Raw genomic sequence first — 25,531 nt, forward strand, 5'->3', positions numbered from 1 at the left:
TAAAGGACGAGAATTTACCCTATGACTCAGCTTATTTTAGCCTTTGCGAACGCCATTGTTGATATTCCACCCCGCGCGTGGAATAGCCTAATGGGGCTGGCTAATCCCTTTTGTCGCCATGAGTTTTTGTTAGCGCTTGAGCAAAGCGGCTCAGCCTGCGAAGCAACGGGTTGGACACCAAGGCATTTATGTGTGTTTGATGCCAGTAGCGTATTAAGCGATGAAATAGGGGGTGATAGACGGTTGCAGCCTTTGGATGAAGGCGCGTTTATCAGTTTGCAAACCGCCGAATATTTTAATGCATTACCGCTGGTTGCCGTGATGCCCTTGTACCAAAAAACGCATTCCTATGGTGAATATGTGTTCGATTGGGCTTGGGCCGAAGCCTACGAGCGCCATGGTATTGATTATTACCCTAAATGGGTCAATGCCATTCCCTTTACCCCTGTGCAAGGGAGGCGGATGGGCATTAAGCCCGAATTGACAAATATAGAGCATATGCGCGTAGCGGCATTACTGCTACTGGCATTAAATCGTCAGTTAACGCAAAAGGCGGGGGATACGCCGATTTCTTCATGGCACAGCCTTTTTGTGAGCGCGCAGCAAACACCGTTATTTGAACATTCCCCCCACTCGCACTTAAAGCGCTTAGGGACTCAGTTCCATTGGCATAATCGTAGCTATCTGGATTTTAATGATTTTTTAGCGAGTTTTAGCTCCCGTAAACGTAAAAATATTTTAAAGGAGCGGGCACAGTTACAACCTTTTAATCTTAAATTTCAGTTTGTTGAGGGCGAGCAAATCACCCGTTCGCAGTGGCAAACATTTATCCAGTGCTATCAATTAACCTACCTTAAACGCTCGGGTCATCGCGGCTATTTAACGCCTGCGTTTTTCTATCAATTGGCTGAGCATCTTACATCGCAAATACGCTTGCTGGTGGTCGAAGACGCAAAGGGAGATATGGTGGCGGGTGCCTTGTATTTACAGGGCGAAAATAGCCAAGGGCAAGGATGTCTTTATGGCCGTTATTGGGGCACGACAATTGAACTTGATGGCTTGCACTTTGAGGCTTGTTACTATCAAGGGATTGAATACTGTATCGAACATGGGTTGGTATTATTTGATGCTGGCGCTCAGGGCGAGCACAAAGTATTGCGCGGTTTTGAGCCCGTAGAAATGTACTCCTACCATAACATTGCCCATTTAGCCTTTAAGGACGCTATTACGGATTTTGTCACGCAGGAAACCCAACAAGTACAACAATATATGGCGCAGATGAGCGCTGTGTTGCCCTACAAAAAAACGCCCGAATAAAGCCTTAAAATAGAGACTTTATTGAGCGCGTATTTAACGGGTATTATTGGGTGGGATTATTGACTCACTATGAGCTTATTCATGGCGATTTGATTCACTTTGAACTAATCCCAAACGAGCTAACCCACAGCGAGCCAAATTCCTACGCCAATCATTAAACTGCCTGCAATACGATTCAACCAGCGAATATTATCGCCACGGCTGAGAAAAATGCGCAGGCTCTTGCCGCCGCTGGCGTAGGCCAACATTGAAACAAATTCCGTCACCATGATAATGCTCAGCAGCGCAAGTAGTTGCGGCGCAACGTCGCGCTCAGTACTAATAAAGGGTGGCAGTAGCGACACCATAAATGCCCAGCCCTTAGGGTTGGCAATGGCAGTAATAAAGCCTTGGGTGATTAAGGTTAAGTTACTGGCCCTGGGATTAGTATCCGTATCGCTAGGTAAGGTCATCTTGCCGCGTGCGCGCCACATTTGCACACCAATATAGCCTAAGTAAATTCCGCCAATCCATTTAAAGATTTGAAATACTTGGGGATAATTAAGCATTATGCTAGCCACGCCCATCACGGCGGCGGTGGCGACGAGTGCGACTCCAACCAGTTCACCTAACATCATCCATAAGGTACGGCGCACACCGATGCTCATGCCGAGCGTCATGGCGAGGGTCATACACATGCCCGGCGTAATCGAAACAAAAAAGAAGGTCGGGATAAACACTGCAAGTAATGCAAAATCTGGCATGGTTTAGTTAGTCTTGGTTGAAAATAAGAAGGGCGCTAGTGTAATAAAAATGACGGGTTTAGCCAATGTGTGAGTTGCGTATTTCGCTTGTGGCGTTAATTTAGCCTGTAAATAAGGGGTTTAGTTGAAACGATAGCCATACCTAAACGATGCGAGTTTTTCGTATTTTACTTGTTCTTTTAACTGTTGATAATTTGAACAATATTGGTGCTGGTCGTATTGTGAATAAGATCATGCCTGCTTACTGTATTGCGTAAAATAGGTAGGGTTATTAAACCCATTAGTGGAATAATCCTAAAAAACTCGGAGCTGATTTTTTGTGTAAATACAGATGATTTAACACTGGGAAAAGAAAACGGTACGCAGGGCGCACCGTTTTTTATAGGCGAGATAAACGTTACAGTACGCCACGGCGCATTTGATCCCGTTCAATCGATTCAAACAGAGCGGTAAAGTTACCTTCACCAAAACCTAAGTTATTCTTGCGTTGGATTATTTCGATAAAAATCGGTCCAAACAGGTTTTTAGTAAAGATCTGCAGTAAATAGCCGGATTCATCGCCATCGACCAATATTTGGTGGTGTTTGATGCGCTCACGGTCTTCGGTCACATGGGGTAACTTCTCGAAAATGGTGTCGTAGTATTCGGGGATGATGTCTAAGCATTGGATTGAGCTGCCTTCCATCGCATCCAGAGACTTAATAATGTCGCGGCTTCTGAAGGCTAAATGCTGCACACCTGGGCCATTGTATTCTTTCAGGTATTCATCAATTTGGTTTTTATCGCTGCCTTTACCTTCGTTAATCGGGATACAGAAACTGCCATCTGGCGAGCGCAGGGCGTAGGACACCAACGCAGTTTGTGCGCCGCTGATGTCAAAGTAGCGTACCTCAGTAAAACCAAAAATGTTTTTATAGAAGTCTGCCCAATGCTCCATTGTGCCTTTATAGACGTTGTTGGTTAAGTGGTCGACTTCGATAAAGCCTTTCTCTTGAGTAATGACTTGTTCATCTAAATCTTCAAAATCAGTAGCATAGATATTGTTATCGGCACCAAAGATGTCGATAAAATAAATTAAGCTATCACCAATGCCGTAAATGGCAGGGTAAGGTAAATCTTTATTAGCATCATCAGCTGGCTTTGCACCACGCTCAACGGCAACGCGATAGGCAAAGCCCGCATCTTCTACACGCCAGCCCATAGAGCAAATTGCTGGTCCGTGGCCTTTAGCGAACTGAGCTGAAAACCCTTTGCGTTCAGTGTTAAGTAGAAAGTTAATATCATTCTGCTTGTAATATAGAATGTCTTTATTCTTGGCCTTTTTCAGCAGTGAAAAACCAAAATCGATAAAGACTTTGTGCATAAAATCAGTATCAGGGCTGGCGAATTCAGTGAATTCGATACCTAATAAGCCCAGTGGATTTAGTTCGCTTGCCATGATGTTTTCCTCATTATTTTAGTTCAACCGTCGTCACTCTAATGGCCCCTGAATTGGAGCGCTGGTGGCTTTGGGCTAGTCTTCTAGCCAAGAACGGTTGTAGTCTTTGCTCATGCAATTTTGTACGTGTTCGGTTAGTTTCAGCGGGGCGAAGGTGTCCACCATCACTGCATATTCATAGGTCTCTTTTTTGCCGATAGAGGCTTCAGTACGACCCGGTTGTGGCCCGTGGGCGACCCCTTTTTGATGAAGAGTCATGTAACCTGCCTCAATGCCTGTGCGGCTCATAAAGTCGCCATCGACGTAATATAAAACTTCATCACTATCAATATTGTTGTGGTAATAAGGGGCCGGAATCGATTTCGGATGGAAATCGTAAGGGCGCGGTACAAAGTTGCAAATCACAAAGTTATGGGCGGTAAAGACTAAGTGATCTGACGGTGGTAAATGAATCTTGCCCACCTTTGGCGCGTATTCGGTGATATTAAATGCCCAAGGGTAAACGCAACCATCCCAACCCACTAAATCAAAGGGGTGCCATTCGAGCGTGGTGAGTTGGTACTTATCGCCAAACTTGCACACTAAGGGAAAAGCGCCACGCTCAACCACGGCATCTTGCAGCGTCGGCACGCGTAAATCGCGTTCGCAATAGGGCGCTGATTCTAATAACTGGCCATACTCGTTACGAAAATGCTTAGGCACTTCCACCATCGAAAATGACTCAATGACAAATAAACGCACGTTACTGTAATCATTAAACTTAAGCTGATAAGTAGTACCGCGTGGGATCACTAAATAGTCCCACTTTTGTACCTTTATCGTGCCGTACTCACTGTAGAGTGTGCCTTCGCCTTCGTGGACAAACACCACTTCATCGGCATAGGCATTACGGTAAAACTCATCGGTATTGGTGGTAACCTTAGCGGTATAAAGTGCTAAGTCATTGTTATAAAAAATCTTGTTGCGTGCGCTGAAAAAATTACCCTCACGGTCGGCATCGCGGGAATCAAGTTTATAGTTTTGGACCAGTGAGTCTTCCCAATTTGCACCGTGGCTTAGATTGTAAAGCGCGACGTCCAACGTTTTGGTTGGCATGTTGTGGTGATATTTATTGGAATAAATATTAGAAAAGCCATGGGTTGAGAACAACTCCTCGCGGTAAAGCTCGCCGTTTTCCTTTTCAAATGCGATATGGCGCTTATGGGGGATTTGGCCTTGTTTCACATAAAATGGCATGGAAGCATCCTTGGTTTACAGTGCGGCAGTATCGTTTGCTGCCTTGCTTTTCGTTATGGTTATGTGATCTTGTTATCAATTTAGTGGTTTAGATGAACAAAAAAAAGAATAATTAATGCGCTGTCTCAATCTAAAAAATAGATGGTATTCTAATCTTTACGGATTTGAATGTTAGCGTGACATTTTCATTAGCGCCAAGGAGTGACCATGCGTATTGATATTGACGCTTTTAATGTGCTGCAAGTGCTAGTGGAGGAGGGCAGTTTTGCTAAGGCGGCAGAGCGGTTACACAAGGCGCAATCAGCCGTGAGCTATCAAGTTAAAAAGTTGGAAGAGCACTTAGGGGTGCAGCTTTTTAGCCGTGAGCAATATCGTGCGGAGTTAACGCCAGAGGGGCGCGTCATTTTGGCAGAAGGACGAAGGTTGTTGCAACACCTTGCAAACATTGAACATCTTGCTAGCCGTTTTAGTGAAGGTTGGGAGCCAAAGCTTGAATTAGTCATCGATGGCGCCTTACCGATGGAACCTATTATGAGTGCACTAAAGCGTATGGCAGAGCATCAGATCCCCACTAAAATCCAGCTCAATATGGAGTTTTTAGGCGGCGTGCAACACAGATTTGAGCGTGACAACGCTGACTTGATGTTAGTAAAAGATTATCGCACTGGCCCTTATTATCATCCGCAGTCTTTGCCTGCCATCACCAGCGTGCTGGTGGCCAGTGCTTCGCATCCTTTATCTTTTATTCGAACAATTAGCTTGTCTGAGCTGCAACAACATGTGGAATTAACCATAGAAGATTCATCACCTAATAAAAGTTATCGCGATGAGATGCAATTTGGCGGAGATAAAGTGTTTTATCTGTCTGGTTTTATCATGAAAAAGAATGCCTTATTAAAAGGCTTAGGTTTTGGCTGGTTACCGGACTTTTTAGTGCAAGAAGAGTTGGCCAAGGGCGAGTTAGTTGAAATCGACTTTGTTGGTGGCAGCCGTTTTACGTTTATTCCACAACTTGTTTCGACATTAGAGCGTCCGTTAGGTCGCGCAGGACAGCTATTTACGGCGTTAATTTTAGAAGAATTCGCGAAAACGGAGCAGTTTGATGGTGTTGGCTTGGGCTAAAACGCTGCAGTTTGCCATATTGTTGAATGACTCTTTTTAGACCGCCGCCTTTTAGACGGATGGCCTCCATTTTTACATAATAATGAGCTGTTAATCGTTTTTAAGAGATAGCTGAATACGTCTTTCGACTATTTTAGCCATCAGATACATGACTAAATAACCTGTACCTAAGGCTAAAATAACGGCGACGACATTCTCTGTGTGAAGACGATAAAGATAAAAAGTGCCAACCAGCACTGCGATGCCAGTAAGGCGGATCAGTAGGCTTTGGGTAAAATAGCCGTGGGCTTTGATATAGGCCAACTGGTAACCATTGAGCATCATAAAAATAAAAAACATGGAGAAATGCAGTAATACTGGGGCCGCTTTAAGATACTGCTCTGGGAACAACCAAGCAACGAGAGTATTGCTGCCAAACAACATTAATATAAAAAATAAGCTACTGACCAATAAAGAGATTTTAATGAGCCATGACTTAATTTGTTGGACCTCAATAAAACGTTTTTCTCGCACGCATACTGCGACTTCGGGCAGTACAAAACGATAAATGGGAAAGACAAAGAGCAAGGTGAGGTAAGTGATCATTGGCCGTACCACGACTTGGAAATCCCCTAGTTCATCTATGCTGAAATAGGCAATAGTCAATAATACCGTGATGTAAATCATCAAGATACTGGCTCCGGCTTCCATAGATGCCGTTAGACTTTTTTTCATAAAACTGCGTAAATCGGTATCAAAATGCACAGCTCCTAAGGGCGGTGTTGCGATATCCTTACGCTTTTTCAAATACATATATAGGGCAATGATGAGCGATGATAGCGTCACACTGTAAAAAAGTGACGCGATTGCTGTTTGCTTTAAAGCATAAAAACAGATCAAAAAGCTGACGACTTGCGCAACGGGCTCTAACCAAGTGACTTTGTTGGATACGGCATAGAGCCGGTACATTGCAATTTGATTGGTAAAGTAAACCTTAAATCCCATACTTAATACTATGCCAACTAATTGAAAATATTCAATATTAAGTTGCAGCGTATGTTTGATGTAAGGTAGAACTAAACCCCAGGTTAGCAATACCATAGCGATAAGGCTGTAGCGGAAAATATTGGTGATATCCATATCTTGCTTGGTTTGTGAGTAGGTCACTACCATAGAGGAGCGAAATCCGGTCATGAGGATTAACGACAGCGAGATGATATCGATAACCGTGTGAAATAGCGCCAGATCAGCTTTGGCAACCCATTGGGCCAACCACAGTTTAAATAGAAAACCCACAGAAATACTGACCAGCGATGCCCAGAACCCCGCAATAACTGCTTGCTTGACCCGTTGAAGTGAGGTGTTTTCCATTGTCAAAATCCAGCTTTAGTCTGCGGTGATTATAAGGATGCTATTAAGGTATGGCTTTAGCTCAGATGTTTTGCTGTGTGAGCACTTTTTGATAACAGGTATCTTATTCGATGCAAAGTACAGGGTACTAATGGTTTGAATGTGCTCGGCTTCAGTACAGGTTAAAACGCTTAGTACTGTCCAAGAAGCTTAATCTTAGTTAATACGCATATTAACTCGCAGAGTCTAGCATTCTGCGAATGGGTGACCAAGCGGAAGATAGTAAAGATATGATTAATATCAACATGTTATTTTGTTGTCATTAACACGCGGTGATTTTGGGGAGAAATACACGTAGAAGATGGGTTATGAAAGCATCATTTGGGATGATGGCACGCCCGTATAAGAACTGAGCGTGCGAGTGAAAGTACAGTTATTAGCCATTTAACCAACATCTAGTGCGACTATTCGGTAATAATATTGACGATGTCGAGAATTTTACGACTGTTGTTATCGAGTTTTATCCATGCGTCTTCAACTTGAATTCTCACAATGCCATCTCTGTTTAAGGGCTCTACAATGTGGCCGCGATGATAAATATCATATTCGAGCACATCACCACGATGAAGTCTTTTATACCAGCCGGAAGGGAGAGGCTTACCGTAGTAGACTTTTTTGTAGTGTTTATGCCCATTGTAGTGTTTATGTTTATGTTTATGCTTATGGTCATCATCATCATCATCATCATCGTCATCATATTCATAGTAGTGTTTATGGCCACTGTAATGCTTATGCTTATGGTCATCTTTAGCAAAGGCAGTGATAGATGTCATTAAGCTGAGCACGAGTCCTGTGATAACAACAGCAGTTAATTTATTCATATGTGGTTCCAAATACATTGATTTAATGCGGTGACGATAGTGTATTTAAAATGAACCCTAGCTGAACGTTTCTGAGTAACGGCGCTTAATTCAACGAGTAAGCATGAGCACTGCTTGCCATTGTTCAGCTGTTACAGGTTGAATACTGAGCCTTGACCCCTTAGACACTAAATACATGTCAGCTAATTGTGGGAGTGTTTTTATTAAGCTTAAGGGAATAATGTCATTAAATTTCTCTACAAAGCGAATATCAACGCTTACCCATCTTGGTTGAGCGGGATCAGATTTAGGATCGAAATATTTAGAATTAGGATTAAAGGCAGAGCTATCGGGATATGCATGCGTAACCACTTCGGCAATACCAACAATACCGGGCACTTTGCAGCTTGAATGGTAAAAAAATGCTTGGTCGCCAATCTGCATCACATCGCGCATAAAATTACGTGCTTGATAGTTACGTATACCGTGCCAAGCCTCCGTTTGGTTCGGGCAGGCGATAAGATCATCTATGCTGAATTCGTCTGGTTCCGATTTCATAAGCCAGTAATTCATCTTGTATCCTTTTATACACATCATCAGTAAAGCGTTTGAATCGCGTGAGTTTATCTTAATTTAACGACATACCACAGTTAAGTATGCTCACTCAGTGCACTGTGGCTTATGTGAATGCGATTAAGTTGCGGTTCAGATAACAGGGTTTAACTTGGGTGCATTGATTATGTTAGGCCGCCTTTGTGCCGCTTAACTTATGTAGATCCACTGATGTTTAGCCATCATGCGAAGGCATTTACAAAGGGTAAGCATCAAGCTGATGTTTTGTTAAAGGTCGATGGTAACCAGAATTCATGAGGTAGTTATGGGAACGTCAACAAGAGTGGCTGATTGCGGTTTATATACTAAATATCGCCAGGATTTTACCGCAGGTGACGCTAATATAAGCCATGGTCGCATGCTGGAATTTATTAATGACCTGACAACGCAAGGTTGGCTATTAGTCAATTTTAATTGGGATTATTGGTATAATAACAGTTACTTGGTGGCCAAACCTGACTATATTCGTGATGCGACGATTGTGCAGTGCCAATTGCTGTTAACCGCAATGACACGATTAGAGGCATTTAGCCCCGGCGTGCTAGAAAATATGCGTCGCCAAGGGATCTTACTGGCAATTATTGAGCGATTGCAGAGCCTTAATGTCTTTAAATAGAGCCTACTGCTGGCGTTGATTACTGATTAATCGCAGATGTTAAGATATTGTATTTCTATGGTTTGTCTTACTCTTTAGTCTAATAATGAGTTTTTTTACTTGTGACATGCTCCATGCATTGGTTAGTTTAAATCTGCTAATCATAATAATAAATGCACGGAGGCCTTAATGTCAGTTCCTACTCGCAGTAAAGTTACCAGCCCGCTTAACGTTAGTGAGTTTCATGGCGCTTCATTACCTAAACTTGTAGAAAAAACCATAGGTCAATACCTTGACCACATAGCCGAGACTTATCCAGAGCAATTAGCGGTCGTCGTTCATCATCAGCATATTCGCTGGAATTACCGTCAATACCTTGCACAAATTGAATCGCTGGCCACTGGGTTATTAAAACTGGGTATTAAAGCCGGAGATAGAGTCGGTATTTGGTCACCTAATAATATTGAATGGTGTTTAACTCAATATGCGACAGCTAAAATTGGCGCCATTATGGTGTGTATTAATCCTGCTTATCGCCCAGAAGAATTGCAATACGCGCTCAGTAACGTGGGTTGCCGCGCGGTAATTTGTGCCGATAAGTTTAAATCCAGTAATTATCTTGAGATGCTCTATGAATTAGCGCCTGAGCTAACCTCTTGTTCCGCAAATAAATTACAGGCAAGTGCCTTACCTGAACTGGAGTTTGTGATCCGCATGGGTGTAGATAAATCTGTTGGGATGCTTAATTTTAATGATTTGCTCGTCGATGTGAGCGCTGATGATAAGGCGGCACTTGAACGTATCGGTAAAGAGTTAAGCCCATACGATGCTATTAATATTCAGTTTACCTCTGGCACCACAGGCAGTCCGAAAGGCGCTACCTTATCCCATCATAACATTTTGAATAATGGCTATTTAGTCGCAGAGGCGATGAAGTTTACCTCTAACGATAAGCTGTGCATTCCTGTGCCCTTGTATCACTGCTTTGGTATGGTGCTGGGGAGTTTAGTGTGTTTGGCCAAAGGCGCTGCGGCAGTTTTCCCTGGTGAATCCTTTGATCCGCTGACAACCTTGCAGGTGATTGAGTTAGAGCGTTGTACGGCCCTACACGGCGTCCCCACGATGTTTATTGCAGAACTCGAACACCCTGATTTTGCAAAATTTGATTTACGTTCATTACGTACTGGTGTTATGGCTGGAGCAACGTGTCCTGAAGAAGTCATGCGCCGCGTGCAAAATCTCATGCATATGCAACAAGTGTTGATAGGTTATGGTCAAACTGAATGCAGTCCGCTCAATCATATTACCGAAATGGATTCACCGGTTGAAAAACGAGTCCTCACCGTTGGCCGTGCTTTGCCTCATACTGAAGTGAAAATTGTCGATGAATTTGGTGAAGTATTACCCATTGGTCAGCCTGGTGAAGTGTGTAGTCGTGGATATTGCATTATGCAGTGTTATTGGAACGATCCCGTAAAAACAGCAGCAACAATAGACAGTGCTGGTTGGCTACACTCGGGTGATATTGGGCAAATGGATGAAGAGGGTTACGTACAAATTGTTGGCCGCATTAAAGATATGATTATCCGCGGCGGCGAAAATATTTATCCCCGTGAGATTGAGGAGAAACTTTACACCCATAAAGATGTGCAAGATGCGGCGGTTTTTGGGATACAAAGCGATAAATACGGTGAAGAAGTGTGTGCTTGGATTAAAGTGCGCGCAGGATCGACAATAACGGAAGCAGATATTCGTCATTTCCTCACCGAGAAGTTTGCTTACTTCAAGGTACCGCGCTATATCAAATTCGTTGAGCAGTATCCTATGACAGTGACGGGTAAAATTCAAAAATTCAAAATGCGTGAGCTAATGTATCAAGAGTTATATCAAGATATTAATGGCTAGAAGAGTTTCACTCGAGTGACATAGGCTCGCTAATAATCACAGGGTACTGATGTTATAAGCCGCATAATGTAGCTTATATTTTTGCTCAACTGACTCTTTAAAATCAGGGGTCAACGTAATCATCATTGATAGCTAAATCCTCACGGTTAGTCCTAGGTAATATTATTAGTGATCTTCATGCCCCTTCTTTAACTTCATGGCTATACTTATAACGCGAGTAAAAAATCTCAACTCATTAAATCAAAAACAATTATCAATAGTTTATATTGCTAATTTTGAGCTGAAGAAGGAGTTGCGTATGGTGCGATGGTGTTTAATCGTGATGCTATGTTGCCCCGTTTTGATAGGGGTTAGTACAACGAAAGCGGATACGCTAAAGCTAACATCTTTACTGTGGCCGCCTTATTCTGGTGAACTACTTGTGGAGCAGGGCGCGAGTATTGCCGTAGCGCGAGCGGCATTAAAAGTGATGGGGCATCAACTGGAGATAGATTTTTATCCTTGGAGCCGAACGGTTAAATTAGCTTCAATGCCTCACTCTGATTACCAAGGTTATTTTCCTGAATATTACTATGAGAATGACAAATTTATTTTTTCTAAGTCGATTGGTGCCAGCCCTTTGGGGTTGGTAGAGCAAAGATTACATCCAATGAGTTGGGACGTTGTTGAAGATCTTAACCGTTACACCTTAGGTGTCGTAAAGAATTATGTAAATATTCAACCCCTTGACTCTATGATTTTATCAGGAGATCAATCAATTGAAACGGTCACATCTGATGAGCACAATATCAAAAAAGTGGCCGCTGGACGTATCGATGCCGCGGTGATGGATGTGAACGTATTGCATTATTTACTCAAACAGAAATCTTTACGACCTTTGGCGGATAAGTTACAGATTAATCGGCATATTCTTGCAAATAAACCGCTTTATATTGCTTTTCGTAATACCGAAGAGGGGCATCGTTGGCGAGACATTTTTGATCAAGGATTAGCGCAAATAGATGTAGATAAAGTCATTGAAGCAGCGCTCTATAATCAGCATTAGTTTTTAATATAAAACGCAATCCACTCTTAAGAATGAATTGCGTGGGTAACAACGTATAAAACGTATAAATAGTTAATAAGTTGATGTATCAGACTTTTGCGACTACGCTTTGGCCAATGGGCGTAAGGCTAAGTAAAGCCAGTTTAAGATGTTGGATCCCAAAAGGAATACCAACAATAGTGACAAAACAGGCTAAAGCATGGGCTAGGTGGCCGATGGCTAACCAGATACCAAATAGTAAAAACCAAATAATATTACCTAGCATACCGAGGGTGCCTGTACCCAAATCGTCTCGGCCTGTTAAATGACGACGATTAACTTGTTCTTGACCAAAGGGCCAGAAGGCCATTTCACCGATAACAAAGCAAGCGCGGCCAAAGGGTATACCAATAATGCTGATAAAACATAGGATCCCAACGAACCACCATGCGAGTCCCATCACAAATCCACCCAGCACAAACCAAGCAATGTTAAATATTAAGCGTAATAATGCCATTGAAAATTCCTTATTTTTACCTTACGAAGCTGCATAGTGAGCTGAGATAAATCAATTATGAGTTAAGATAAAGCGAGAATTATGCCAACTATTAAGTATTATAAAATCAATGAATTATAGATATACATTCCGAGGTTTTGGTCTTTCTCACTAAAATGTCGTGAAATATTGCATTTTTTCGACGCATAATTACACTAGCCATAACTTTCATGGCATACAAAGCCTGAATATCACATTGTTTGAGTGTCTTATGTTTGCTAATACCCCTGTCGATATCTTTTCTTTTGCTGACCGAGAGATTTTTCTCAAGCGTGATGATTTATTGCATCCAGAATTTAGTGGCAACAAGGCGCGTAAATTTGCTTATTTTTTAGAGCATGACTTCGTTGGTATTAATAAAGTGATAGGTCATGGCTCTCCCTTAGCAAACTCACTGTATTCCTTATCTGCACTGGCAAAACTAAAAGGTTGGCAGTGTGACTTTTATGTTGATCATATTGCTAGCCAAATTATTAAGCATCCCACAGGGAATTATGCTGCAGCATTGGTTAATGGCGCCCATATTATCGATTTAAGTGAGGTCATAGCGCGAAAGTCTGCTTTGAATCCGCCGGAATTTGAAATTAATGCAGACTCGCTCCTTAATACTAGGTTAGCGCTCGAAGATAAGCCTCTAAGCTGCCAAGATTATATCGAGGCAAAGGTACTCGTAAATGAACCTACAGCACTCTTTATACCCGAAGGAGGACGTTGTGCTTATGCTGAATATGGCGTGAATATATTAGCCAAAGAGATAATACAGTTTGCTCAAGCCAGTAAGTTGGAAGACTTAACGGTATTTTTACCTTCGGGTACAGGCACCACCGCGGTATTTTTAAATCAGTATTTTATTCGTCAACAGACTCATATTCGGGTGATGACGTGCGCCGTTGTTGGCGGAGATGATTATTTACGTATGCAATTTTCGATGCTGAATCCCGATATTAGCGAACATCCACAAATTATTAATACCGGTAAGAAATATCATTTTGGAAAACTCTATGCTGAATTTTATGCCATGTGGCAGCGAGTGTGTGCCTCAGGGATTGAGTTTGAATTACTCTACGATCCTTTGGGCTTTATTGTACTTGAGGATTACTTACAGCAAGGTGAGCGAGGCCCGTTGATGTATTTACATCAAGGTGGCTTACTGGGGAATGCCACTATGCTTCCGCGTTATCAACGTAAATATGAGAGAAAGGTTATTTAAATAATGAACAGCGTCATCATTATTATTAGAGATTAAGGGACTAAACGATTTCTTTTGAGAATTTTATAAGTACGTTCACTGATATTTTGCAGGTTTTTTAAATCTTTTAAGCCAGGTTCTGTATCGCTATATTGCCAATAGCTAATTTCAGTATCGAGCATTTCTAACATTTTTTTTGAGCATCCCAGACACTCACCTTGGCACATTTGTGCTTCTTCTAAATCGAGGGGGATTTTGTCTTTGATATTACCAATCATGGCTTGCATGGCAATACGTGTCGTAGGTTTTGACATAGAGTTTTCCTTTGATTCTGGGCATACGCGGGAATATTAGTGGATGCTTGAATGAGGATGTGTGATCTAAGTCTGATATTTTCACTTGGTTCGGCAGGTATCTGTGTGAGAGAGATACAGCCTGAACCAAATGATTTTGTCATAGTGACATAAAAAGGATAGCGTGTTCGTGACATTCGGCTATCAATTTACTGAAGTGCTCGGTATTGCGAAAAGAATGGAAACCGATATTAAATACACTTGAGTAAACAGTTACTGCGGTACTGATGACTTTAACTTATTTATTAGCTGACAATAACCATTTCATAAAGCTAATGGCTTCTGTGCGCTTAGAAAAAGTTTGTCTGTTTTTACCTTGTCTATCGGTAAAAGCAATTGATGTTTTATTTACTGAGATTGAATCTACAGGGAAGTTTACTGTAATTTCATGTCCATTAATTTTGTATGACATATGCCACACTCCTTTTTGTTAATTCACCCATAGGTGAGATAGTTGTTACTATAAAATATCCTTAGCGATGTGCGAAAGATTTGTTCTATTGAGTATCGAGGTTACCCCATCTTTGATTCATTAATCAAGAGATGCTTAATCGATAAATAATTCACGCTACTGATTATGCCATGGAATAACTTAATTCTAGCAGTTGAACATAGTTTAATGACAAGACTATGACAGCTAAATAGAGGGATAAGTTCACATACATAACCACATGATTTTATGGTATCGAACAGCTGAGCTTAGGGGGTTTTGCTTGTAGTAGGCTTTCTTTATGAGGACCGAACTCTGATTGCTAAATATCAGGCTGGGTTAAAAAGGTAAACAACAAGGTGTATCTCAAAACGTGCTGCAGTATATCAATTAAAAAGGCTTATGCAAGTTTAATCATACAGAAATGTAATTATTTTTTGTTTATGTTGATTTTAAGTAAATGAAAATTGGTTATTGCTCTGATTTAAAAGACAAAAAATCTTTTCCGTGGTGTTTTTTATTTGTCATCTTCATTGGCTAAGGCTCATAGGATGGTTTTATTCATATCGGGAAAATAAAAATCTCATTTGAATAGAGTGTTCAAATGAGATTAATCATTATCTGTGACACGAGTTCGTTATTTGCTTATCTATTGCGATGTCGTTGTTTACAACGCTTAATCACTTAATAAATCAGTTCACCGATTGGATTAAGTAGCTTACTTATGCCCTTAGTAAAATGCAGAGGTGCATCTAACACTGTGTAGCATAGGCATCCGTTAACCGTTTTCGGCGAGTGTTGGTGCTGGCCGTCGAGCATAATAAAATCTCCTGGCACATAGTTGCCATTGAGATCGGAAAACTCTCCTGCCAATAGGAGCGTTAATTCATAGCCTTTATGTGTATGTTGGGGAATTTCACCTTGGGCATCAATATGTAGCAAACTGGCACGGGTACCCATTTCATCGACATCAAAACGCATACGACTGACTTTACCCAAAATTTGCCATGGACGGGTTAAATGCTGTCTAAATGCCGACGGTACAGTGTAATGCTGTTGCTTTATCTGAACCGCTAACGGCGCATTATTCGGTATATTTGTCGCAACTGGCTGAGCCATGATGCGTTCCATCATAGCTTCAATATCCAGAGTGGCATTTTGAGTGGCAAACGTTTTTGTTCCCTCATGCTCATACTGATTGGAATTCGTGTCTTCCCCGCTAATCACGTTCTGAGTTTTAGGTTGAGCTAATACTAAATCTGCGGCTTGTGCTGTTAACTGTGCAAGTTGTTCTTTACAGGTATCACATAAAGAACAATGTGCCGACACTGCCATCGCCATTGATAAAGGTAAATTGCCATTGGCATGGTTGACGAGTAGGTCTTGAGTGGGATGATGTTTAATCATTGTGTATCTCCAAAAAACTTTTCAACTTTTCCAGTCCTAGCCTTAAACGCGACTTTATCGTACCGATAGGTACTTTTAAGGCGTCTGCAAGTTCTTGTTGAGTGAGTTCTTGCATGTAGATACCTTGCACAACTTGTTTTTGTGCTAGAGGAAGGGCATCTAGATGCTTCAGGAGTTGAGCCGTTAGTTTATGATCGGGTTGTATATCGTATTCTGAGGTCGCATCACACAACGGCCAAATATCATCGCCGAAGGTATCTTCTCTGTTGTGTTGCACCCGTCTTAACATATCAAAACATTGATTGCGCATTATGGTAAACACCCAAGTGGTCACCGCCCCTTTTTCTGCATTGTACAGATGAGCCTTAGTCCAAACACTGGTCATGGTTTCTTGAACCAAATCCATAGCTAAGCCTTGCTGATTTAATCTTTGCAAACCAAAAGCGCGGATCTTGGGCATAAAATACTGGAATAGTTGTCCAAAAGCGGCTTTGTCTCTGTTATCTGCGACTTGCAGTATTAACATCGCCAAAGCATCTACTTGTGACTCTAAGTTTGTGTGAGCAGGAGTGTCGTTATCCATAGCCGCGTTAGTCAGAGACGTAATGGGTCCATGATACCGATTTTGCCTGCTTTGTGATTGAATATTTTCCATTTTTCGCTCGTATCCCAGTGGCTAATGCTGAGTTTGATATCAGTAACGACAATATTCAGAGGCTCGGTAAGCGTTTACACCTGCCTTTGCTGTCAAACTTTTAATCAATACGGCATGGCTTATATAAAGGATCACTCACAGGACTATTTAATCACGGTACGTAATAGATCTCGGGTCATAATGTGATCAGATGTATTAATGCAACTATATTTTTCAGAGGCTTGCACCGGTAATATTTCTAACCAGCGCTGGCATACCCAAGCTATGTCATCAAACTGTTCCGCTTGATAATGCTTTAGATGTTGCGGATATTCTTTGAGAATATTTTGTAACATCTGACTTAAATAGCGTTCATCGCTGGCAATATGTGCGGTAGGCCAATTGTCGATTAGGCTGACATCTCCACGTTTTAAACCATCGCTTTCGATACTGATTTCATTAAGTTTAAAGCGCTTTGAACCTTGAATGCTGACACCTAACAGCCCATCGGGTAAGGTTTCAAAATCAATTATATGCACTAAAGTGCCAATGGATTGTATGGTGTTGTTATCCTCTTCGAGCATACACAAACCAAAGCCTTGGCCTGACTTTAACGATTCAGCGACTAAACGCTTATATCTAGGTTCAAATACCCGCAGTTGTGTATAACCTTCGGGTAATAAACAGATAGGTAAAGGGAAAAGAGGTAATTTCATTGTGGCCTCTGGTGAACTTATGTTCCTATCATTACGTACCATAGTGGCAGTTTGATCAGTAAAATTATTCAACAATAGTTTATCTATATTTAGAGGATGGCATGAAATTAAATCCATTTGAAAAAAAACTGGTGCAGCATCCATTACGTTTTTGGCTACAAAATCATGTTGAAGCACCCTTATTAACCTCGATGATGCCAAAACCTATGCCTTCTTGTGAGCGTGCATTAGAAATAGGCTGCGGGTTTGGTAACGGTATTCAATTGATCCGTGAACATTTTGGTGCAGGTCATATTACGGCCGTGGATATTGATGCTGAAATGGTTGCCGCTGCCCAATCCCGTTGGCAAGCTCGGCCGCAGGGGGTAAAAGGGCTGAGTTTTTCGGTTGCGGATGCCACTCTTTTACCGTTTGCTAATAGCGAGTTTGACATAGTGTTCGATTTTGCCGTATTTCACCATATTCCAGATTGGCAAGCCGCCATCAAGGAAGTCGTAAGAGTACTGAAACCAAACGGTTATTTTGTAGTAGAGGATTTGTACCGCGCCGCAATTTGTAACCCTCTCAGTCGGCGTCTATTTGAGCATCCTCAGCAAAATCGCTTTAATCACAGTGAATTACTCACTGTGATGCGCCAGGCTGGATTTGAGATTGTACGCGATAGAAATGCCTTTAATCTTGCGGGTATGGTATTAGCCCAGAAAGTATTACGTTAATTTATCGCGTTAAGAGTGATGGGGTGAGGTTTGATACGCTTTTCTAGGCGCTTTCGTGGATACCTGAATGGATATTTACGCAGTGAGGATCGCGTTTTGCCGTAGAAAAGACATTTTTATATAAAATAGACCTTTAGCATAGTTCCTCATATGAGTTTACCGCTATAATTCGGATTAATTCATGGCATGTGGGGAAGGCCTTCCTCAATAGTAGAGAAGCAGCACTATGGCAAATATACTTGCAAGCGTAGATCAAAGAACCAAACTCGTGGGGGAAAACCGACTCGAGTTATTACTTTTTAGTGTTAATTCGACACAATTATTTGCTATTAACGTTTTTAAAGTTAAAGAAGTCGTCAAACTTCCACCGCTCAATGCCATGCCAGGTAGCCATCCACATATTTCCGGTGTTGCCAATATTCGGGGGATTTCTATCCCTGTAATTGATTTACGTTCGGCCATCGGGTTTAGACCTATGCCGCCAGATGATAATGCCAACATGATTATTACTGAGTATAACCGCAGTGTGCAGGGCTTTTTAGTCGGTAAAGTTGAGCACATTATTAATATGACTTGGAGCGATATCTTGCCGCCGCCTAAAATGGCTGGCCGTAATAATTATCTGACGGCGATTACACGTATCGAACACCAAGGCCGCTCACAGTTAGTGTCGATTATTGATGTAGAAAAAGTGCTGGCAGAGATTATTCACTATGACGTTAGTTTATCTGAAGGGGTACTCGACGAAACCTTAGCCCATGAAATGCCAGGAAGAAAAATTCTGATCGTAGATGATTCTTCAACGGCGAGACGCCAAGTGCGTGACACCTTAGGGCAACTGGGTATCGAAATTATTGAAGCCTCCGATGGCCTGCAAGCATTAACACTATTACAAAAATGGCGTGATGAAGGTAAACAGGTCGCAAAAGAATTATTGATGATGATTACTGACGCTGAAATGCCTGAGATGGACGGTTATAAACTCACCTCTGAAGTGCGTAGCGATAAAGCGATGGCAGATTTGTATATCACCCTTAACACTTCTTTAAGTGGCAGTTTTAACCATGCGATGGTTGAAAAAGTCGGTTGTGATAAGTTTATTTCTAAATTTCAGCCTGATTTGCTAGTGGAAGTGGTACAAGAAAGATTAAGACAAATCATTAATCACTAATAATGTAAGCCATCAATGGTCGACGATAAAATGATCGTTGGTGGCATTGGTCTTGATTGCTAGCCTGCCATTGTGCTAATACAATTTGAAGCCAAACTTATCTTATCTTATCGAATTGTTAGTCTTTGATCAGTTATAGATATGTTAAGTAAGACATTTCTATTATGCTTTTCAAGCATAAACATTTCAATCAGAGGTTTAAGTCGGCCTCTACATCTTGTAATACTTGGCGTTTCATTTCTTTGGCTGCTGCAATATGAATACGGGCGAGCCTTAAGGCGTAGTTGAATCTTGCTCGGCCGACGAGGCGCACAAGTTCGGCAAAAAACTGTGGGTCTAAGGTGAATTGGGTTGAATAGTACTGAATGGCAGCATTGACAGAGTTGAAGGTCACTCCATCGAACTCAAATCCAGCATTGTAGCCTTGGTCGTCAATTTCTTCGCCCTCTAATACCAACGGCCAACCGGGCGCATTAATACGGTCACGGGCAATTTGATACATCATCCAAGCACTTTTCTTAAAGCCTTCAAATACTTTGCAGGAAAACTCAGACTCGGCAAGTTCTGCTTCGGTCCAATTAATTCCAATGGCAAGATGTTTTGCATAGATACGCATTAGCGCATCTTTAACCGCCATGCGGCAATCCCAAATTGAACTTAGTGTATGTTGTTTGGCTAATCGCAGGCATTCACTACAAGCAGGCACCGCCAAAGAAGGATGCGGCGTATGTGCATGCTGAATATACTCGAAGTGTTGATGGCTAGGTTCGCCACAAAACCAACAGGTATAGCGTTTATCGAAGGGGATATCAATCAGTGGGATAGCAGACATCAAGGGTTGAGTACCTCAATCCTTGATGTTATCAACGGTGTATTAAAGTGATTATACTTCTTCAACATCAACCAAATCTTTCGCTAAAACAATAGGATCAAGCTCAAGACAATCTTCGTCAGTTTGCCAATCGACACCGATCAACACACCATCATCGTTGAGATCAGAAACCCAATACTCTAGAAACTCTTCTAATGAGATAGAGACGGGCTGGTAGTCTTGCCATTCATCGCTGCAATGGGATTTTGCTGCCGCTTCGCTTGACCATAATGGCATCACATCTGTGTCTTCAAATTCTGAAGAGTCACAAACGACCCAGCCTTCGCCAGTTTCATCCATTAGACCCCAAAGCGTCTGATGTTGTTTTACATTTTCGATAAAGCCAGCCAAAGCCGCATTGATTTCAGTCATGATAGGTCTCTTTGATGTGTGCTGTTAACAAACCTATTATACGGTAACATGCTGCGATACCAAGGGATTCTTTATTAAGATTTTTCTGCTGTTTGATAACTGAGCAATATACCTATGGTATAAGGTATTTAGCGTGATAAGGATTGTGTTACGCCTCGCTATGGGTCAGGATTATTAGCGAGAGTACATATAGACAGGTGGACTTATCTGCCTGATGCTGTTTCAAAAGCGCCTTATGTGGAAATTGTCTCTGTTATTGGCGATTACAAATGGTGGCTCATAGCTCACCTTTGATTCGGTTAGCCAAGACGAATATCTCTCTATCTCTAAGGCCATATCACCTTAATAAAGGTAAATTGTTGTGTTGCAGTCACAACACATTGAAGGTTGTGAAATCAAGTATTGGAGTTATTGATTTGATTAAAATTAAAGGGTTAACTTATCTGTTTGCGAGTATTGCTGCTTGCGTCAGCTTGAGCGCTTGTTCTAGTGCGAGTGTGCCGACGGTGAGTGAAAACGCTAACGTAACGACAAATACTACTGAAACCAATCAACTGCCCGATATCAGTGCTAGCGTACAATTGAATGAAGAAGCGTTCCCTGTGTGTTTGGCTAGGCTGCAAGCACGTGCACGTACTGAAGGATTGTCAGAGACCACCATTAATTCGACCATCGCCAATTTGCAATTTGTTCCGCGGGTGATTGAGCTTGATCAACAACAACCTGAATTTAGCCAAACCTTCGATAATTATTTTAGTAAACGCGCAACGGAGTGGCGCGTTAACGAAGGTCGCCGATTATTGCAAAAACATCAGGTTTTACTCGATAAACTCGCCCAAGAATACGGTGTGCCACCACAATATATTTTATCTTTCTGGGGGCTTGAAACTAACTATGGCTCTTATAAAGGCAAAATGTCAGTGCTCAATTCGCTGGCTACCTTGGCCTGTGAGCCACGCCGTAGCAATTATTTCACCATAGAATTAATGCAAGCTTTAAAACTGAAGGAAAAATATCAGTTTGATGATGACACTATGGTGGGATCATGGGCTGGCGCCATGGGACACACCCAATTTATGCCGTCTGCCTATGCTAAATATGCTGTCGATGCGGATGGTGATGGTAAAGCCGATTTATGGAATAGCACTACTGATGCGCTTACTTCAGCGGCGAACTTTTTACAACATTTAGGTTGGCAGCGTAACCAACGCTGGGGCCGTGAAGTCCTATTACCCAAAAACTATAGCTACAACTATTTAGGCGCTAAACAGCCGTTGCCGTTATCGCAATGGGCCGCACTTAATGTGACGCAAGCAAATGGTCAACCTTTGCCCATCGTTGATATTCAAGCGGCGCTGTATTTACCCGCAGGTCATACCGGCCCCGCATTTTTAGGTTATGAGAATTTTAATGTGATCATGCGTTGGAATCGCTCTGAGTTTTATGCCATTACAGTGGGTCATTTGGCTGACCGGATTAATGGCGGCCCTGCGTTAACCGTAAGCCCACCAGAACAGCCACGTTTAAGCCGCGAACAAGTTAAGCAACTGCAAGCCAAACTCAATGAGGCCGGTTTTGATGTGGGCAAGCCCGATGGCGTATTGGGGCGTAACTCTACAGCGGGTATTCAAGCGTTTCAGCGCAGTAGAAACATGATTGCCGATGGTTTTCCAAGTCCAGAGGTTTTTACTGCATTAGGGATAACGCTGTAATTTGAGTGCGCCGGCATGTGGTCGGATAAAAAAGTGGAGTGAAAAGCCCAGTTTTGTTAAGCTCGGCCCACAATTGAAATCGAAGAAAATCAAAGGATATTCGATGAGCATTAAAGACGATATGGTTGTGCAGTTTAATTACACACTGCGTGACGAGAAAGGCGATGTGATCGAGAGCAACGAAGGACGTGATCCCATTGCTTACTTACATGGCCATGACAACATGATGCCTGGCGTAGAAAACGCCATTAATGGCAAAGCGATTGGCGAGAAATTTACCGTGACGCTACCTGCAGCAGACACCTACGGTGAACGCGTGGCTGATGCGGATGCACACCAACGTGTATCGGTTAAGCATTTAATCGGTGCCAGCGTATGGAAACCGGGTATGGCTGCCGTGGTCAATACAGACCAAGGTCAACGCCAAGTGACTATCGTTAAAGTGGGTAAGTTTATGGCAACTGTGGATGTTAACCATCCATTAGCAGGCCGCGAACTGACATTTGATATCGAAGTTGTTGGTGCCCGTGACGCGAGTCATGAAGAAATTGCCCATGGCCATGCCCATGGCGCAGGTGGTCATCACCACTAGTTTTTAAGCTTTTAACTTGGCTCATATCTAACGCAGTATAAGTTTGATATCAGTTGAATAAGTCGAGTGTAAAGATTGAACAGTAAAAGCCCAAACCTAGGTTTGGGCTTTTTGCTTTATAGTTTTAAGGCTTATCGAAGCGACTAATAATTTTATATATCATTAATAGTTCTTTCTAACGCTAATGGCACTTTAATAGCGTTAATGGCTATGTTCGAGTGGTGTGTCTGCAAACATGTCATCGAGGCTCGCTTGAGTTTGTGGATGATAACCAGGGCGTGCGTTGAGATACACGTTTTTAGCCCAGTCATATTGATCGGTACCGGCAAGCTTTTGGTATAAAGGCACGATTAAGCGAAGGCGGCCAATATTGGTGAGGTGCTGTTTTAATGCGGGTAATACCGCGTAATAGCCATTGTCTAATGCGAGTGAATACCATGCAAAAGCGATTTCACTGTTGCCGGTACCGGTAAAGTGGAACGCCTTATCGAGTTCGGCAAGTTTGGCTTGATTTAGATTAATTCTTGGCATTTCATTGATGAATCTTAACCATTGATGAACTGACCAAGTGCCGGTTTTTAACTTGTCTGTGCTACGTTTTTCTTCAAGCCAAGCTTGTCTTTGGGTATCAATATCATCAAAAGCATGGGAATTTGGCGGTACTAAAAATGACGGTAAACCTTCATCTTCAATCCAATTGTCGACTTCGGCTTCGCTGACAATTTTAGGGTATTTTTGGAGTAAATTTAAAGACAAATACTCACGGAACTGCGTTGTGGTAATACTTTGAAACGCAAAGTGATTAAAATAATTTTTTACAAAGGCATCGAAGTGTTCGCGGCCAAATTTATGTTCAAGAAAGACTAAAAATAACTGGCCTTTAACGTAGGGGACACCGCTAAAAGCCTCATCAGGCGAGCGCCCATCAAGGTCTAAATGTAGTACAGAATCACGAGGGCTTAGCTCGGTTAATTCGGCAAGGAGTCCTGAGTAACTGATGGTTTGCTCCATTAATGCTCGGTCGCGGCCATAGAGATCTTCCATAATGCGATTCTCTACATAGGTCGTAAAGCCTTCATTAAGCCAGAGATCGCGCCATGTGGCGTTGGTCACCAGATTACCCGACCAAGAGTGAGCAAGTTCGTGGGCAATGAGACTCACTAAGCTTTTATCGCCCGCGATAACCGTAGGAGTAATAAATGAAAGACGTGGGTTTTCCATGCCACCGAAAGGAAAGCTTGGCGGCAGAATGAGCAAATCATAACGTCCCCAACGGTAATCGCCATAACGCTTAGCGGCGATTTCGATCATCTTAGGCGTATCAGCAAATTCTTGACTCGCCTTATCAATAAGTTCAGGTTCAGCCCAAACACCAGAGATATCATTTAAGGGCGCGAACGTTAAATGACCTGCTGCAATGGCAATTAAATAAGCTGGAATCGCCTGCGGCATAGTGAACTGGGTTTGAGTGTTAGACAGGGTTTTGCGATCGGCGCTCATCACCACAGTAATGGCTTTATCGGCGGTAATTGTTGCGCTATAGGTTTGGCGCACGGCGGGCGTATCTTGCAGTGGGATCCAGCTGCGAGCATGAATCGCCTGACTTTGGCTGAACATAAATGGTAACTGTTTACCTTGGGTTTGCTCTGGAGTTAACCATTGAATACCCGAAGGATTATCCGATGTATGATAATTTATTTTAACCTTTTGAGTATTTTGTTCAGTAAAATTGATAGTCAGCGCCGCACCTCTAACTTCATCTGTTTTAGCTAAAGTGAAGGGGATACTTTGCCATTTACCCGCGTTATCCAAAGCAGTCACGCTATTTATGGTTAAATCTCGGGTATCTAAGATGAGTATTTTACCTGCTTTATGCCAAGCCAAATCGAGGGTGACTTCACCGGATAAGCGGCTTTGTTTAAAATCGACGTCAAGGGCAAGCTCGACATGACTCACGCTGACCTCAGTGTAATTGGCATAAGTCAGTGCATCTTGGTTCTGCTGTATTTCTGTTTGCACTAATGTGGCAGCAAGCTTGGAGGTTAAGGCATTAGGAGTGTTATTTGCGTAAGCATTGGGGAGTAGTTGCAGGGCAAACAGTAACGCACTGCTAAGGAGGGGGTGGCGAAGTGAAAGCATTATTTAACAGCCTAATAATTAAGTATTTTAGTTCGAGTTTAGGACGATAAAAAACATCAATAGAGGTTGGTTTCTATTCGCCCACGCTATGTAGCGCAAAAGTTTACCTGATAATACACACGATTTGTTACTTCACTGTTAGCTAAAATGTAATCAAACTTTAATGACGCAGCTACAGACAGGAAAATGGCGTCGGTAAAGTACAGCAAGTTTGTTATGATGGCGGCGTTTTCACATAGGACGGTTATAAAAATGGTGCTAGATTTTTCACAGGGTAAGTTAATCGTCACTGAGTTTGAAGTGCAAGTACGGCTCAATGTTGCCAGTATCGTACTGCAAGTGAGTGCGGAAGATATTAGTTTGAGACGTCAGCCACCTATGTTAATTGCCGATGGTGGCGGTGTGCGTTGGAGCTTAGTATTAGACTCAAATGCCCAGTTACGGGCGATTCAAAATGTACTGGGAATGGACGCGGAATAAAGTACGCGAGAG

The 25,531-nt window shown here is 42.3% G+C and carries 26 protein-coding genes; 11 read left to right on the top strand and 15 right to left on the bottom strand.

The features are described 5' to 3' along the window. Nucleotides 1–21: 21 nt before the first annotated feature. On the top strand, nucleotides 22–1,317 hold the full coding sequence (locus tag L2717_RS00045; protein WP_220774210.1) for a GNAT family N-acetyltransferase: 1,296 nt from the start codon (nucleotides 22–24) through the stop codon (nucleotides 1,315–1,317). A 119-nt stretch (nucleotides 1,318–1,436) separates the two neighbouring features. Here the strand turns inward: L2717_RS00045 and L2717_RS00050 are convergent, their stop codons facing one another. From L2717_RS00050 to L2717_RS00060, 3 genes are all read right to left on the bottom strand, one after another. Further along, nucleotides 1,437–2,060: a LysE family translocator gene (locus tag L2717_RS00050; RefSeq protein ID WP_220774211.1), complete on the bottom strand. Its 624-nt coding sequence runs from the start codon at nucleotides 2,058–2,060 to the stop codon at nucleotides 1,437–1,439. 397 nt (nucleotides 2,061–2,457) lie between these two features. Next, nucleotides 2,458–3,498, bottom strand: a complete 1,041-nt coding sequence (hppD, locus tag L2717_RS00055; protein ID WP_220775109.1) for a 4-hydroxyphenylpyruvate dioxygenase — start codon at nucleotides 3,496–3,498, stop codon at nucleotides 2,458–2,460. Nucleotides 3,499–3,573: 75 nt separating this feature from the next. After that, nucleotides 3,574–4,734 carry a homogentisate 1,2-dioxygenase gene (locus L2717_RS00060; RefSeq protein ID WP_248937931.1) on the bottom strand — a complete coding sequence of 387 codons (1,161 nt, stop codon included), beginning with the start codon at nucleotides 4,732–4,734 and terminating at the stop codon, nucleotides 3,574–3,576. A 207-nt stretch (nucleotides 4,735–4,941) separates the two neighbouring features. Between L2717_RS00060 and L2717_RS00065 the strand changes: the two genes are divergently transcribed. After that, entirely contained in the window at nucleotides 4,942–5,856 is a 915-nt protein-coding gene (locus tag L2717_RS00065) for a LysR family transcriptional regulator (RefSeq protein WP_220775024.1), read from the top strand. A gap of 90 nt (nucleotides 5,857–5,946) precedes the next feature. Here the strand turns inward: L2717_RS00065 and L2717_RS00070 are convergent, their stop codons facing one another. The 3 genes from L2717_RS00070 to L2717_RS00080 form a co-directional block, all read right to left on the bottom strand. Then, nucleotides 5,947–7,206 (bottom strand): MATE family efflux transporter, encoded by a 1,260-nt coding sequence (locus tag L2717_RS00070; protein WP_220775025.1) that lies wholly within the window; start codon nucleotides 7,204–7,206, stop codon nucleotides 5,947–5,949. A gap of 443 nt (nucleotides 7,207–7,649) precedes the next feature. Then, nucleotides 7,650–8,066 (bottom strand): hypothetical protein, encoded by a 417-nt coding sequence (locus L2717_RS00075; RefSeq protein ID WP_220775026.1) that lies wholly within the window; start codon nucleotides 8,064–8,066, stop codon nucleotides 7,650–7,652. Between the two features lie 90 nt (nucleotides 8,067–8,156). After that, nucleotides 8,157–8,618 carry an EVE domain-containing protein gene (locus tag L2717_RS00080; RefSeq protein ID WP_248937932.1) on the bottom strand — a complete coding sequence of 154 codons (462 nt, stop codon included), beginning with the start codon at nucleotides 8,616–8,618 and terminating at the stop codon, nucleotides 8,157–8,159. Between the two features lie 304 nt (nucleotides 8,619–8,922). Between L2717_RS00080 and L2717_RS00085 the strand changes: the two genes are divergently transcribed. From L2717_RS00085 to L2717_RS00095, 3 genes are all read left to right on the top strand, one after another. After that, nucleotides 8,923–9,273, top strand: a complete 351-nt coding sequence (locus L2717_RS00085) for a DUF6508 domain-containing protein (protein ID WP_220775194.1) — start codon at nucleotides 8,923–8,925, stop codon at nucleotides 9,271–9,273. A gap of 168 nt (nucleotides 9,274–9,441) precedes the next feature. Further along, entirely contained in the window at nucleotides 9,442–11,157 is a 1,716-nt protein-coding gene (locus L2717_RS00090) for an AMP-binding protein (protein ID WP_248937933.1), read from the top strand. Nucleotides 11,158–11,455: 298 nt separating this feature from the next. After that, nucleotides 11,456–12,202, top strand: coding sequence for a substrate-binding periplasmic protein (locus tag L2717_RS00095; protein ID WP_220775081.1), 747 nt, complete (start codon nucleotides 11,456–11,458; stop codon nucleotides 12,200–12,202). Between the two features lie 88 nt (nucleotides 12,203–12,290). Here the strand turns inward: L2717_RS00095 and L2717_RS00100 are convergent, their stop codons facing one another. After that, complete coding sequence (locus L2717_RS00100; RefSeq protein ID WP_220774684.1) at nucleotides 12,291–12,698, bottom strand: YccF domain-containing protein; 408 nt, start codon at nucleotides 12,696–12,698, stop codon at nucleotides 12,291–12,293. 250 nt (nucleotides 12,699–12,948) lie between these two features. On the opposite strand from L2717_RS00100, the gene L2717_RS00105 reads away from it, so the two are divergent. Next, the gene (locus L2717_RS00105) at nucleotides 12,949–13,947 is read left to right on the top strand and encodes a 1-aminocyclopropane-1-carboxylate deaminase/D-cysteine desulfhydrase (protein ID WP_220774683.1); all 999 of its coding nucleotides are present in this window, start codon (nucleotides 12,949–12,951) and stop codon (nucleotides 13,945–13,947) included. Nucleotides 13,948–13,979: 32 nt separating this feature from the next. Here the strand turns inward: L2717_RS00105 and L2717_RS00110 are convergent, their stop codons facing one another. From L2717_RS00110 to L2717_RS00130, 5 genes are all read right to left on the bottom strand, one after another. Beyond that, on the bottom strand, nucleotides 13,980–14,240 hold the full coding sequence (locus L2717_RS00110; RefSeq protein ID WP_220774682.1) for a hypothetical protein: 261 nt from the start codon (nucleotides 14,238–14,240) through the stop codon (nucleotides 13,980–13,982). Nucleotides 14,241–14,517: 277 nt separating this feature from the next. Then, nucleotides 14,518–14,691, bottom strand: coding sequence for a hypothetical protein (locus L2717_RS00115; RefSeq protein ID WP_006082106.1), 174 nt, complete (start codon nucleotides 14,689–14,691; stop codon nucleotides 14,518–14,520). Nucleotides 14,692–15,393: 702 nt separating this feature from the next. Continuing rightward, on the bottom strand, nucleotides 15,394–16,116 hold the full coding sequence (locus L2717_RS00120) for a ChrR family anti-sigma-E factor (RefSeq protein WP_220774681.1): 723 nt from the start codon (nucleotides 16,114–16,116) through the stop codon (nucleotides 15,394–15,396). Beyond that, a complete protein-coding gene (locus L2717_RS00125; RefSeq protein WP_220774680.1) occupies nucleotides 16,109–16,771 on the bottom strand; it encodes a sigma-70 family RNA polymerase sigma factor in 663 nt (220 codons plus the stop codon). Before L2717_RS00125 ends, L2717_RS00120 begins: the two co-directional genes overlap by 8 nt. 143 nt (nucleotides 16,772–16,914) lie before the next feature. Beyond that, a complete protein-coding gene (locus L2717_RS00130) occupies nucleotides 16,915–17,466 on the bottom strand; it encodes an LON peptidase substrate-binding domain-containing protein (RefSeq protein ID WP_220774679.1) in 552 nt (183 codons plus the stop codon). A gap of 101 nt (nucleotides 17,467–17,567) precedes the next feature. Between L2717_RS00130 and L2717_RS00135 the strand changes: the two genes are divergently transcribed. Continuing rightward, nucleotides 17,568–18,182, top strand: coding sequence for a class I SAM-dependent methyltransferase (locus L2717_RS00135; RefSeq protein ID WP_220774678.1), 615 nt, complete (start codon nucleotides 17,568–17,570; stop codon nucleotides 18,180–18,182). Nucleotides 18,183–18,408: 226 nt separating this feature from the next. Further along, nucleotides 18,409–19,353: a chemotaxis protein CheV gene (locus L2717_RS00140; RefSeq protein ID WP_220774677.1), complete on the top strand. Its 945-nt coding sequence runs from the start codon at nucleotides 18,409–18,411 to the stop codon at nucleotides 19,351–19,353. Nucleotides 19,354–19,543: 190 nt separating this feature from the next. Here L2717_RS00140 and L2717_RS00145 read toward each other — a convergent pair whose 3' ends face one another. Further along, nucleotides 19,544–20,185 carry a hypothetical protein gene (locus tag L2717_RS00145; RefSeq protein WP_220774676.1) on the bottom strand — a complete coding sequence of 214 codons (642 nt, stop codon included), beginning with the start codon at nucleotides 20,183–20,185 and terminating at the stop codon, nucleotides 19,544–19,546. Between the two features lie 51 nt (nucleotides 20,186–20,236). Beyond that, nucleotides 20,237–20,596 carry a DUF2750 domain-containing protein gene (locus L2717_RS00150; RefSeq protein WP_220774675.1) on the bottom strand — a complete coding sequence of 120 codons (360 nt, stop codon included), beginning with the start codon at nucleotides 20,594–20,596 and terminating at the stop codon, nucleotides 20,237–20,239. 416 nt (nucleotides 20,597–21,012) lie between these two features. On the opposite strand from L2717_RS00150, the gene L2717_RS00155 reads away from it, so the two are divergent. Together L2717_RS00155 and L2717_RS00160 are read left to right on the top strand one after the other, a co-directional pair. Next, the gene (locus tag L2717_RS00155) at nucleotides 21,013–22,308 is read left to right on the top strand and encodes a lytic murein transglycosylase (RefSeq protein ID WP_220774939.1); all 1,296 of its coding nucleotides are present in this window, start codon (nucleotides 21,013–21,015) and stop codon (nucleotides 22,306–22,308) included. A 103-nt stretch (nucleotides 22,309–22,411) separates the two neighbouring features. Beyond that, on the top strand, nucleotides 22,412–22,900 hold the full coding sequence (locus L2717_RS00160; RefSeq protein ID WP_220774938.1) for an FKBP-type peptidyl-prolyl cis-trans isomerase: 489 nt from the start codon (nucleotides 22,412–22,414) through the stop codon (nucleotides 22,898–22,900). A gap of 201 nt (nucleotides 22,901–23,101) precedes the next feature. Here L2717_RS00160 and L2717_RS00165 read toward each other — a convergent pair whose 3' ends face one another. Beyond that, nucleotides 23,102–25,039: a M1 family metallopeptidase gene (locus L2717_RS00165; RefSeq protein ID WP_220774937.1), complete on the bottom strand. Its 1,938-nt coding sequence runs from the start codon at nucleotides 25,037–25,039 to the stop codon at nucleotides 23,102–23,104. 252 nt (nucleotides 25,040–25,291) lie between these two features. On the opposite strand from L2717_RS00165, the gene L2717_RS00170 reads away from it, so the two are divergent. Next, nucleotides 25,292–25,519, top strand: a complete 228-nt coding sequence (locus tag L2717_RS00170; RefSeq protein ID WP_076499767.1) for a DUF3389 family protein — start codon at nucleotides 25,292–25,294, stop codon at nucleotides 25,517–25,519. Nucleotides 25,520–25,531 lie beyond the last annotated feature (12 nt).

This window comes from Shewanella glacialipiscicola (assembly GCF_023283485.1).
GTDB classification, from domain to species: Bacteria; Pseudomonadota; Gammaproteobacteria; order Enterobacterales; family Shewanellaceae; genus Shewanella; species Shewanella glacialipiscicola.